This window comes from Peptoniphilus lacydonensis, assembly GCF_900106515.1.
In the GTDB taxonomy this organism is placed as follows: Bacteria; Bacillota; Clostridia; order Tissierellales; family Peptoniphilaceae; genus Peptoniphilus_A; species Peptoniphilus_A lacydonensis.
This window is the reverse complement of the sequence record NZ_FNWF01000003.1, coordinates 1,068,924-1,081,419: the sequence shown is the minus strand read 5'-3', so window position 1 is coordinate 1,081,419 and position 12,496 is coordinate 1,068,924. Positions and strand designations below refer to the sequence as shown.

Here is a 12,496-nt window from a genome sequence, read left to right as displayed (position 1 = left end):
TTCCTCCTAATCCTTAAATTGTGAATTGTAAAGCTCTGCATAGATTCCATTCTTTGCAATTAACTCTTTATGAGTTCCTTTTTCTACAATATCTCCCTTATCTAAGACCAAAATCATATCAGAATTAACAATAGTAGAAAGTCTGTGTGCAATTACAAAATTTGTCCTCTCATTAAGCAAATTCTTCATGGCCTTTTGTATAAGAGATTCTGTTCTAGTATCAACAGATGATGTAGCTTCATCTAATATTAAAATTTCCGGATCAGAAATCAGTGCTCTTGCAATTGTAAGAAGCTGTCTTTGACCTTTAGAAATATTAGATGCATCTTCATTTAAAATTGTATCGTACCCATCTGGAAACTTTTCTATAAAAGAGTGGCAATAGGCTTTTTTCGCCGCGTCAATTACTTCCTCCTTAGTTGCATCCTCACGACCATACAAAATATTTTCATAAATTGTTCCTCTAAATAGCCAAGAATCTTGAAGTACCATACCAAAAAGAGAACGCAAATTTCTTCTTGATACATCTTTTATGTCTACATCATTTATCTTTATAGAACCTCTATCAATATCATAAAACCTCATGAGTAGATTTACAATAGTTGTCTTTCCTGCACCAGTAGATCCAACTATGGCAACAGTTTTGTTTTTTTCAACTTCCAAGTTTAAATTATTTATAACAGAATTTACTTTGTCATAAGAAAAATAAACATTTTTAAACTCTATTTTCTCAACTGGTTTTCTAATTTCAGTTCTTACTATTTCTTCTTCTGGCTCTTGATCTAAAAATTCAAAAATTCTTTCTGCTGAAGCAATTGATGCTTGAAAAATAGAAGCCATTTCCGCAAGTTGCTCTATGGGATTTGCAAGCTTTCTCACATACTGAATCACCGCTTGAATGTCACCTACAAATAATTTACCCGATAATACCAAAAATCCACCAACAATTGATAACATTACATAGCCTAGGTTAGAAATAAAAGTCATAATTGGAAGCATAATCCCTGTCATAAAGGATGCTTTATAGCTAACTTCATATAAATTTTCATTAATTTCTAAAAATTCATCTTCCGCTCTTTTTTCATAATTAAACGCCTTTATAAGTTCGGACCCAGAAAAATTTTCTTCAACAAAGCCTACCATTGAACCTATTCCCTTTGACTTCTTTCTAAAATAACCTTGAGATTTTTTTGATATAAACTTTGTAGAAAAATAGGTCATGGGAAGTGTAAATAAAAATACCAAAGTTAGTATTTTAGAAATTCTTATCATCACTGTAAGTATTCCCACAATTAATACCACAGAAGACAAAAGAGATGAAATTGTCTGCTGCAAATTCTTGCCAAGAGTTTCAACATCGTTAGTCATCCTAGATAATAGATCCCCTGTTTTATTTTTATCAAAAAAAGCCGTTGGAATATACTTTACCTTCTCTGACATTTCTCTTCTTATTCTTTCAATTAAATCTTGTGTAATATCAACAAGAATCCTGCCCCTAAAAAATTCGAAAGCTCCTTGAATAAAATATAAGCACCCCAAAATTATACAAATTCTTATAACATAATCAAAATCAACGCCAATGTTATTTTTTAAATTTTCAAAAATTCTCGTAGTTATATTTCCCATTAATCTTGGAGAAATAATTTCAAATATAGAAGTCCCTATTGTCAAGAAAACTGCAACAAGAAGAAATAACTTGTAACTTTTTAAATATCCAAATATCCTAGAAAGCGTACTATTTTTCTTATTCATAATCTTGCCCCTGACTTATCGCAATCTCTCTATAAATTTTATTGTTCTTCATAAGATAATTGTGATCCCCATAGCCTGCAACTTCTCCATCTTCTAACACAAGAATTTTATCAGCATTCAAAATTGTAGCAACTCTTTGTGCAACAACTATAACAATTTTATTTTTCAAATCTTCTCTTAAAACTTGTCTAAGTTCATAGTCAGTTTTGTAATCTAAGGCAGAAAAAGAATCATCAAAAAGATAAACTGATGCATCCCTTGTAAGTGCCCTTGCAATTGCAAGACGCTGTCTTTGACCACCAGATAGATTCTTTCCACCCCGAGAAACTTTTTTATCTAATGGATCATCTCCCAAAAAATCCATTGCTTTTGCTTTCAAAAGGGATTCTTTCATGAGATCTTTCTCTGATTTTTCATTGGCATAAGATAAATTTTCAGAAACAGTTTTTGAAAAGAAAAAATTTTCCTGTGGCACATAGGAAATTTTATCTCTCACATCATAATTATTTAAGTCCTTAATATCTATTCCATTGATAAAAAGTTCTTTATCCCCTGGCTCATAAAATTGTAAAATAAGCCTTAATAACGTAGACTTACCCGAACCAGTACCTCCAATTATCCCAAGAGTTTCACCGCTTTTGACTTCAAAATTTATATCTTTTAAAGAATTTAAACTTGCATCTGGATATGCAAAAGAAAGATTTTTTGTCCTAATCTCATAAATTCCACCTTCTAGCTTTTTATCTCCACCAGTTCTTGTAGAATCATATTCCAAGACTTCATTTATCCTATTCATAGACGCAACAGTCCTAGGCACCATTGAAAGAAGAAAACTCATCATAATCATTGCAGTAAGAACTTGAGTAATGTACTGAATATATGCCATGAGCTCTCCAACTCCCATTTCTCTAATATCAATTAACTTTGCACCAAAAAACATAATAGCAACAATAGCAAGATTTAAAATAATAGCAAGAAGCGGTCTCACATTTACCATCAACTTATTTACTTTAGTAGCCATGTCTTTGTAATCTCTATTAGCATTTTCAAAAATTTTTTCTTCATGTTCCTCTTTCGAAAATGCTCTTATAACACGAAGTCCTGTAATCCTTCTTCTAAAAAGCTCATTTAAATTATCTAGTCTTTTTTGCAAAATTGGAAAATAAGGTAATCCCCTTTTTATAACAATGTAAAGACCAATAGCAATAAAGGGAATAGTTATGGGAAAAACAACAGAAAGTTTTAAATTAGTAGAAAGAGCCATAATAAGACCACCAACAAACATAAGCGGACCTCTCACAAGAGGCCTAAGTCCCATTAAAACCATTTGTTCCACTTGATTCACATCGTCTGTGGTCCTAGTAATTAAAGAAGAAATAGAAAAGTGTTCAACATCATCAAAACTGAAGTAATTAATTTTTCTAAATAATTTGTATCTAAGATCTCTTGAAAATGCCATTGTAGTCTTCGAAGAATGATATGCTGCAGAAGCTCTACATATAACTGTTAAAATAACTACTAAAATCATTAACGCACCAATTTTCAAAATATAATTGGTATCTCCATAAGCCACACCCTTATCAATAACAAGACTCATAAGTTTTGGCAGAAATAACTCTCCAAGAGCATTGCCAAAAGTAAGAAGTATGACAACAAAAATTCTAATTTTATATTTATTAAGTCCTTTATATATGCTCATAAATCCTCCGTAGTTTATTCTAACATATAGAGTTTTTAAAAGAAAATTTACTGGTTGAAATAGTTTCTATAATATCTATTGATTGATAAAAAAAACATCCCTTAATAGAATATTGTAGAACCAAAAAAATAAGAGCAAGTCTAAACCTGCTCCTATTTGTATTACTTTTAAATTTTTAATCTTAAAGAATTAGTCAATAATTTTAGATACAACACCAGATGCTACTGTTCTACCACCTTCACGAATGGCAAATCTTAGTCCTTCGTCCATTGCGATTGGTGTGATTAGTGTTACTGTGAACGTTGAGTTATCTCCTGGCATTACCATTTCTACGCCTTCTGCTAATTGGATATCTCCTGTTACGTCTGTTGTTCTGAAGTAGAATTGTGGTCTGTATCCGTTGAAGAATGGTGTGTGTCTTCCTCCTTCTTCTTTTGTCAATACATATACTTCTGCTTCAAATTTTGTGTGTGGGTGTATTGTTCCTGGTGCTGCTAGTACTTGTCCTCTTTGGATTTCTTCTCTTTGTACTCCTCTTAGTAGGGCTCCTATGTTGTCTCCTGCTTCTGCTTGGTCAAGTTGTTTTCTGAACATTTCTACTCCAGTTACTACTACTTGTCTTTTTTCGTCTGTTAGACCTACTACTTCTACTGTGTCCCCTACTTTTACTACTCCTTGTTCTACTCTTCCTGTTGCTACTGTTCCTCTTCCTGTGATTGAGAAGATGTCTTCTATTGGCATTAGGAATGGGTTATCTGTATCTCTTGTTGGTGTTGGAATGTATGCGTCTACTTCTTCCATTAGTTTTGCTACTTTATCTCCCCATTCTCCGTCTGGATCGTCTAGGGCTTTTAGTGCACTTCCTACTACGATTGGTGTGTTATCTCCGTCAAAGTCGTATTCTGATAGTAAATCTCTTACTTCCATTTCTACTAATTCGATTAGTTCTGGATCATCTACTTGGTCTTCTTTGTTTAGGAATACACAAATTTTTGGAACGCCTACTTGTCTTGCTAATAGTATGTGTTCTCTTGTTTGTGGCATTGGTCCGTCTGCTGCTGATACTACTAGGATTGCTCCGTCCATTTGTGCTGCTCCTGTAATCATATTCTTTACATAGTCAGCGTGTCCTGGGCAGTCTACGTGTGCGTAGTGTCTGTTTTCTGTTTCGTATTCTACGTGAGATGTTGAGATTGTGATTCCTCTTTCTCTTTCTTCTGGAGCCTTGTCTATGTGTGCGTAGTCTACGAATTCTCCGCCGCCGTATCTCTTGTTCATTACTAGTGTAATTGCTGCTGTTAATGTTGTCTTGCCGTGGTCAACGTGACCTATTGTTCCAATGTTTACATGTGGTTTATTTCTTTCAAATTTTGCTTTAGCCATTATATTTCCTCCTAGGATTATTTAAATTAAATTCATAATACATCAAAATCAAAAAATTTTCAACATTTAAGCCATCTAAGGCTCAAATAAATTCCAACTTTTTCTTCACAAAGGTGTTCATAAAATAAATTACAAAAAGCACTGATGCAAACTCTGCAATTACATATCCCCACCAAATTTCATTTACAGTAAAATATTTTATTGCAATATAAGCTACTGGAAGTAAAACTATAATTTGCCTTAGAATTGAATCAAAAAGTGCCAAAATTCCATTTCCTAAAGCTTGAAACACGCTTGTACCTACTATTGATATTCCTGCAAAGATGTATGAAAGAGCACAAATTTTAAGCATTGGTACTCCAATTTCTAACATCTTATCTGATGCGGAAAATATTGATAGAAGTTCTTCTGGAAAAAACATTACAATTCCCGAAACAACCAACATCATCACAGTCACACTTATAAAGGCAAGCTTTATCGTTTTTAAAATTCTATCTTTTTTCTTTGCCCCATAATTATATGCAATTATAGGAACAACTCCATTATTTAGCCCAAATATTGGCATAAATACAAAAGACTGAATTTTAAAATACGCACCTAGAGCAGCAATAGCCGATGTAGAGATTCCTGATAGCATCTTATTTAATATATAAATAGTAAAAGATTGAATGATTATAGTTATCATAGAAGGAACTCCGACTCTATAAATTTCCTTTATAATTTTGGGATCATATACAGGTTTTTTAATTTCAATTTCTTTATTAAATTTATATTCAAAAATAGATCCACAAATTGCACCAATTATTTGTCCAATTACAGTTGCAATCGCGGCACCCTTAACACCCATGGCAGGAAGTCCAAAATACCCAAAAATAAAAATAGGATCTAAAATTATATTTAGTATAGCTCCAATAAGTTGCGTCAACATTGTAAAAATAGTTCTTCCAGTAGATTGAAGAGCTCTTTCAAGAAAAATCTGTATAAATACTCCCATAGAAAGTCCCATTACAATCTGCAAATATTCTATTCCATAACTAATTATTTCTACGTTATCCGTCTGTGCAGATAAAAAAGGTCGTGGCAAAAATCTCGAGAGTATAAGTAAAATAATTCCATACATTATAGCAAGAAAAAAACCTACTTCCGCTGTGTTATTAGACTTTTCATAATTTTTTTCACCTAAATATCTAGATAAAAGAGAATTCATGCCAACTCCCGTCCCAACTCCAATTCCTATCATTATATTTTGAATTGGAAAGGCAATTGAAATCGCCGTAAATGCCTCCTCATTAATTTTTCCTATGTAGTATGAGTCCACCAAGTTATACATTGACTGTATAAACATAGAAATTACAATAGGAAAAGATACTTGAAATAAAAGCTTTGGAATGGACATAGTCCCTAATTTGTTTTCATTATTCTCCACTTAATCACCTCTTAACTTTTAAATTTATATAAAAATATAGAATTTTTTAAATTCCAAATTAAATTTTATCACATAATCAAAAATGAAGCTAAAAACTTTTTAGCTCCATAAATATAAAGTATTTAATTTTTTAATATATACGTTTCAAATCTTAACCTACCAATTAATTTTGTCCAAAAACTTTAGAATAAAACAAGGTGTCCCAAATCGACATCTTATAAGTATATAATTTATCATCAGATTCCTCTAAAGGATAGAACATAGCCATAATTCGAAAACCTTCGTTTGTATGTACACTATATAAATTAGGATTCTCTATCAAAATCTTTTTATTCAATTCTGTGTTTATAAATGATACACTTCCATCTATTATTTGGCAATTGTTCTCTTTCATATAAAATATTACTAAACTAACAGGTATACTCTTTTTAGAATTAATATCTTCTATAAATTTCTCAAAATAGGGTGAGTTTCTTAACTCTTTTTCTATATCAATATAAATATATGTTTTTTTATATTCATTCTCACTAAAATATCTTTCAAGTTCAGAAAACTTATAATCTAACAATGATAAGTTTTCTATATCTTTTGAGTCAAAATGTTTTATTTCTTCATATATATTTTTTATATATACTGGCTCTATTACTTCATCTAATTTTTCTACATTATTTTTAATCGTAAATCTCTTATGCTTTATAATATCAATTATATCATTTTTAGTTTCCACAAAAATCAAAATATAATCATTTAACCTCAAGTCTTTATTTTCCGTTCTTAAAACAACATCAACCGACTTCTCCTTTGTTTTTGGGAATTTTATTTTCTGTAAACTAGAGCTTTTCATGCTATTAAAGGAAAAATCCACATTTTTAAAGTTATTAATTAGTACTGTATTGAATAATAAATCTTGAGTAGTAGAAAAACTAATATTTAATTTAATTTCATTATCAGCCATATTTTGTTTATCAGTATAACTTATCCTCTTAAATTTTTTTGTAATTAAAGGAATTAATTCTTTTCTTATTTCTGAAGTATTTTTTACCACCTCATTCTATAATTTTCAAATATATATGTTAAAATAAAATTGACGAGGTGATTTTATGAAACTATTAATTACAAGCAATATTCCAGAAGATATTTATAATGAACTAAATAAGAATTTTGATATAACTTATCACAATTCAAATATTCCTCTTACTAGGGAAGAAATAATTGAGAAAATTAAGGGTAAAGATGCTCTTTTATGTCCTCTATCTGATAAAATCGATAAAGATGTAATTGATGCATCAGATAATTTGAAAATAATTGCAAACTACGGAGCTGGTTTTGATAATATTGACATAAATTATGCAAGAGAAAAAGGAATTGTTGTTACAAATGCACCTGCTCCTGCATCTGCTATTTCTACTGCAGAGCTTACTTTTGGACTAATGCTTGCTTCTGCAAGACGTATTGTATCTGGCGATAAGGTTACAAGAGAAGGAAAGTTTTACGGCTGGCGTCCAACTTTTTATCTTGGAAGTGAACTTAAAGATAAAACTCTTGGCATAATTGGTCTTGGAAATATTGGAAAAAATCTTGCAAAAAGAGCAAAGGCTTTTGAAATGAATGTAATTTATTATTCTCGCACTAGAAAAGAAGATTTTGAAAAAGAATTTGTTCTTAAATACATGGAAAAAGATGATGTAATAAAAAATTCTGACTTCTTAAGTTTACACACTGCTTTTGTGCCTGAACTTCGCCACATGATTTCCAAAAAAGAACTTGAAATGATGAAAAAAAGTGCTATATTAATAAATGCGTCCAGAGGTCCAATTGTTGACGAAGATGCCCTTGCTGATGCACTAATAGAAAATAAAATCGCAGGTGCCGCTCTTGATGTATATGAAAAAGAACCAAAAGTTAATGAAAAACTCTTGGCCCTCGACAATGTAATTCTTGCACCCCATCTGGGCAATGCAACTTTTGAAGCAAGGCTTGAGATGGGCAAAAATGCAAAGGACAATTTGATTGATTTTAAAAATGGAAAAACTCCAAAGAACAAAGTAAATTGAGGTGTAAAATGATAAATTATTACAGCCCACAAGAAATGGGAATATGGTCAGGTAGAATTGATGATGAAAATGACTATGAAAGTTTTAGATGGCATCAATGGGTTAAAGGTCTTGATTTAAACGATGAAGATCTAACTCCTTTTGATGGAAAGCTTGCCTTTGGCATCTTAGGGTTTGAATCAGACCAAGGAATTGAACTTAATAAAGGTAGATTTGGTGCAGCTGCGGGTCCTTCTGCTATAAGAAAAGAACTTTCAAAACTTCCATGTCAATTCTCAAAAGAAGTAAAAATCTTTGACTGTGGAAATGTCACAAGTAAATATACAACTCTTGAGGCAAGTCAAGACGAGCTTGCAAAAGCTGTAAAAAAAATTTTAGATTTAAATTTATTTCCAATTGTTCTTGGAGGAGGTCACGAAACTGCCTTTGGTCACTACAAAGGACTTTCAACCTTTCTAGACGACAAAGAAGATAACAAACTTGGAATATTAAACTTTGATGCGCACTTTGATTTAAGACCTTATGAAAAGGGAACTGGAACAAGTGGAACAATGTTTAGACAAATTTCAGACTATACTCGTGAAAAGGGAACGGAATATGCCTACTATGTAATGGGGATTCAAAAACACTCTAACACACTTGCACTTTTTAGAACTGCTGATGAACTTGGCGTGAACTATGTCCTTGGCAAAGATATGATTAGCGAAAACTTTTTTGACATTGTAAATAATCTCGATGAGTATATAAAAAAGGAAGACTACCTTTATATTACAATCTGCATGGACTGTTTTACATCTAGTTTTGCACCAGGAGTTTCTGCACCACAACCACTTGGTGTCGATCCAGAAAAAGTAATTTTGCTTTTAAAACACATTTTTTCAACAGGAAAGCCAATGAGTTTTGACATTGCAGAAGTTTCTCCAAGGTTTGACCACGATTCTGTAACTGCAAATCTAGCATCTATTTTGGTTTATACAGTTATATCTACTCTAGCCCAATATACACTTGGCGATGAAAACAAAAAATATATCCCTCAATAAATTTCTACAAGTAAATTTTAAACATTATAAAGATCTTAAGAGAATAAAATCTTTGTGGATGTTTTATAAAGTAAAAAAGAAGCACCTACTTTGATGCTTCTTAATTTTTTACTTTTACAAATCTTACATTTTTGAAAACATTTGGTCAGACCACCATTCATCTTTATAAATTTCATACTGACCTGTTACTTGTTCTAATTGAAAATTTTCCCAATATTCAAGTTCGTCATATAGTTTTCTTGCATTTTCATCTTTTGTATTTTCTTTTGCTTTATTATAAAAAGCTATCGATTGATTTTTTATGTCCTTTGCAATTGAAAATACATTTAGTGCTAATCTTGCCTTTTCTGGATCAACTTTGCCCCAATCGTAATCTTCTCTTTTTGTGAATTTTGCTTTGACTTTATCTGCAAAAGATGTATTGTCCTTTGATTTTATATTTTCCTTTAGACCCTTTAGATAAGATATGTGCTCTTCTGATTGTTGTGAAAGTGATGCAAAAATTTCTCCTGCATCGTCGCCATTTAACATTTCAGCAGCTTTATCACAGAATTTAATTGATTCTTCTTCTACAAAAAGGGCTTCATCTACAATTGTCACTTCATTTTCAAAGATTTTTTCATCATCTTCTTCAGAATATTTTTTAATTGTCTTTAAGTATTCAATATTTTCTAAATCAGTTCCACTAAGTTCAATATTTGCAGCACTTTGTCTTGAATAATTACTTGTGACTTCGGCATTAGTTTTTTCTGGCATTATTTGACAAATTCCACCTACACAACCTGCTTCTTTTATTGCATCTTGTCCAGTTGCAATTGCTCTTTCATTTATAGGAAGAAGTTTTTTCTTTGCATCTCCATAAACTTTGGTAAAAGCTTTTATTACCGATTCTGTTTTTACAGTGTTTGTAACTTGTAAAAATGCTCCAAGCATTACCATATTTGCAACTTTTGCATTTCCAAGTTCTATTGCAAGGTCATTTACTGGTATAGAAAATACATTTATGTCATCTCTTTTTGGAAAAGATTTTATAAGTGATGAATTTAAAAATAAATTTCCTCCTGGTGCAACAAACTCTTCAAATTTTTCTAGTGATGGTTCGTTCATTACGATTACATCTGTTGCTTGTGAAATAACGGGAGATCCAACTGGTTCATCTGAAACTACAACAGAACAATTTGCTGATCCTCCACGCATTTCTGGTCCATAACTTGGAAGCCATGATACAAATTTGTTTTCAAGCATCCCTGAATAAGTTATAAGTTGCCCCATTGCCATAATACCTTGTCCACCAAATCCAGCGGCAATAATATCTCTTGTAGCCATTAGTCTTCCCTCCTAAAATTTCCTAGTGGATAGTATGGAATCATATTATCTCTTAACCATGCAAGCGCATCTGCTGGAGGTAGTCCCCAGTTCGTTGGACAAGATGACAATACTTCTACTATTCCAAAGCCTTTACCTTCAAGTTGATGCTTGAAACATTCTTTTATTGCTTTTTTTGCTTTTCTAATATTTGCTGGAGTGTCAACTGAAACTCTTTCAACAAATTTTGCTCCGTCAATTGTAGCAAGCATTTCAGAAACTTTTAGTGGCTTTCCGCACCAATTTTCATCTCTACCATAAGGAGAAGTAGTTGTAACTTGCCCAACTAATGTTGTTGGCGCCATTTGTCCACCAGTCATTCCATAAATTGCATTGTTTACAAAAATTGTTGAAATATTTTCTCCTCTATGTGCTGCTTGTACAATTTCTGCGGTACCAATTGATGCCAAATCACCATCCCCTTGATAAGTAAACACAAGATTATTTGGATGCACTCTTTTTATTCCAGTTGCAACTGCTGGTGCTCTTCCATGTGCTGCTTCATGCATGTCACAATTAAAATATTTATATGCAAGAACTGCACATCCTACTGGTGCAACTCCAATTGCATCATCTAAAACTCCAAGTTCAACTAGTGATTCTGCCACAAGTTTATGAATTACTCCATGGGTACATCCTGGACAGTAATGTGTTTCATTTCTAGTCAAACCTTCTGAATATTTATATAAAACTTTTTCATTAGTTTTTTCCATTATTTAAGACCTCCTAAAACATTAAGAGCAGCTTCTTTTATTTCTTCTACATTTGGAATAACTCCACCTTGTCTTCCAAAGAAGTGAACATTTTGTCTTCCTTCAACTGCAATTTTAACATCATCAGTCATTTGTCCTTGATTCATTTCACAAACTAATATGTCTTTACAATTTGGATTAATATCTTTAAAAGCATCATAAGGATATGGCCAACAAGTTATTGGACGAATAAGACCAACTTTATACCCTTCTTCTCTCAAATGTTCTATTGCACTCTTTGCAATTCTAGCAGTAGTTCCATAGGCACTTATAACAAGATCTGCATCTTCTATACCATAAGCTTCTACTCTAATTTCATTTTCTGTAATTTCTCTATATTTTTCTATTAAATGTTCGTTGTGTTCTTCAAGTTCATCGGCAGAAAGATAAATTGAATTTATAATATTTCTTTCTCCATTATTTTTGCCCTTCCCTCTTGTTGCCCAAGTTTTTTCTGGGAGAATCATTTTTTCTTGCATTCCAAATTCAACTGGCTCCATCATTTGTCCTAGAACACCATCACTCATTATTACGACAGGATTTCTATACTTGTCCGCCAAATCAAAACCAAGTTCTATTAAATTTACAAGTTCTTGAACTGAAGAAGGTGCCAAAGTTATAGTTCTATAATCTCCATTACCTCCACCCCTTGTTGATTGGAAATAATCTGTTTGAGAAGGCTGAATTGATCCAAGTCCTGGACCCCCTCTCATCATATTTACAATTACACAAGGAAGTTCAGCTCCCGCCATGTAAGAAATACCTTCTTGCATAAGCGAAACTCCTGGAGATGAAGAAGAAGTCATAACTCTTGCTCCTGCTCCGGCTGCTCCGTAAAGCATATTTATAGCTGCAACTTCTGATTCAGCTTGCAAAAAACATCCATCAACCTTTGGAAGTTCCCTTGATAAATATTCAGGAATTTCAGATTGCGGAGTAATAGGATATCCGAAAAAATATTTACATCCAGCTTCTATTGCTGCTGCACCAACTGCTTCGTTTCCCTTCATAAGTACTTTTGTCAT

The 12,496-nt window shown here is 32.2% G+C and carries 10 protein-coding genes; 2 read left to right on the top strand and 8 right to left on the bottom strand.

Features of this window, described 5'->3' with window-relative positions; all coding sequences use genetic code 11:
- Positions 1 to 6 precede the first annotated feature (6 nt).
- The 5 genes from BQ5450_RS06850 to BQ5450_RS06830 all read right to left on the bottom strand — a co-directional run bounded on the left by BQ5450_RS06850 (position 7) and on the right by BQ5450_RS06830 (position 7,305).
- The gene (locus tag BQ5450_RS06850) at positions 7 to 1,752 is read right to left on the bottom strand and encodes an ABC transporter ATP-binding protein (protein WP_071126389.1); all 1,746 of its coding nucleotides are present in this window, start codon (positions 1,750 to 1,752) and stop codon (positions 7 to 9) included.
- Complete coding sequence (locus BQ5450_RS06845; protein WP_071126388.1) at positions 1,745 to 3,451, bottom strand: ABC transporter ATP-binding protein; 1,707 nt, start codon at positions 3,449 to 3,451, stop codon at positions 1,745 to 1,747. The genes BQ5450_RS06850 and BQ5450_RS06845 overlap by 8 nt, the downstream gene beginning before the upstream one ends.
- Before the next feature lie 189 nt (positions 3,452 to 3,640).
- Complete coding sequence (gene tuf / locus BQ5450_RS06840) at positions 3,641 to 4,834, bottom strand: elongation factor Tu (protein WP_010244938.1); 1,194 nt, start codon at positions 4,832 to 4,834, stop codon at positions 3,641 to 3,643.
- A gap of 82 nt (positions 4,835 to 4,916) precedes the next feature.
- Positions 4,917 to 6,260: an MATE family efflux transporter gene (locus tag BQ5450_RS06835; protein ID WP_010247374.1), complete on the bottom strand. Its 1,344-nt coding sequence runs from the start codon at positions 6,258 to 6,260 to the stop codon at positions 4,917 to 4,919.
- Between the two features lie 163 nt (positions 6,261 to 6,423).
- Positions 6,424 to 7,305 carry a hypothetical protein gene (locus BQ5450_RS06830; RefSeq protein WP_071126387.1) on the bottom strand — a complete coding sequence of 294 codons (882 nt, stop codon included), beginning with the start codon at positions 7,303 to 7,305 and terminating at the stop codon, positions 6,424 to 6,426.
- A 55-nt stretch (positions 7,306 to 7,360) separates the two neighbouring features.
- Between BQ5450_RS06830 and BQ5450_RS06825 the strand changes: the two genes are divergently transcribed.
- Together BQ5450_RS06825 and hutG are read left to right on the top strand one after the other, a co-directional pair.
- On the top strand, positions 7,361 to 8,314 hold the full coding sequence (locus tag BQ5450_RS06825; RefSeq protein ID WP_010247361.1) for a 2-hydroxyacid dehydrogenase family protein: 954 nt from the start codon (positions 7,361 to 7,363) through the stop codon (positions 8,312 to 8,314).
- 8 nt (positions 8,315 to 8,322) lie between these two features.
- On the top strand, positions 8,323 to 9,354 hold the full coding sequence (gene hutG / locus BQ5450_RS06820; RefSeq protein ID WP_071126386.1) for a formimidoylglutamase: 1,032 nt from the start codon (positions 8,323 to 8,325) through the stop codon (positions 9,352 to 9,354).
- Between the two features lie 123 nt (positions 9,355 to 9,477).
- Here the strand turns inward: hutG and BQ5450_RS06815 are convergent, their stop codons facing one another.
- The 3 genes from BQ5450_RS06815 to BQ5450_RS06805 are packed head-to-tail and all read right to left on the bottom strand — an operon-like array spanning position 9,478 to position 12,496.
- Positions 9,478 to 10,680: a 2-oxoacid:acceptor oxidoreductase family protein gene (locus tag BQ5450_RS06815; protein ID WP_071126385.1), complete on the bottom strand. Its 1,203-nt coding sequence runs from the start codon at positions 10,678 to 10,680 to the stop codon at positions 9,478 to 9,480.
- A complete protein-coding gene (locus tag BQ5450_RS06810; RefSeq protein WP_010247354.1) occupies positions 10,680 to 11,432 on the bottom strand; it encodes a thiamine pyrophosphate-dependent enzyme in 753 nt (250 codons plus the stop codon). Before BQ5450_RS06810 ends, BQ5450_RS06815 begins: the two co-directional genes overlap by 1 nt.
- Positions 11,432 to 12,496: a 3-methyl-2-oxobutanoate dehydrogenase subunit VorB gene (locus BQ5450_RS06805; RefSeq protein WP_071126384.1), complete on the bottom strand. Its 1,065-nt coding sequence runs from the start codon at positions 12,494 to 12,496 to the stop codon at positions 11,432 to 11,434. The genes BQ5450_RS06810 and BQ5450_RS06805 overlap by 1 nt, the downstream gene beginning before the upstream one ends.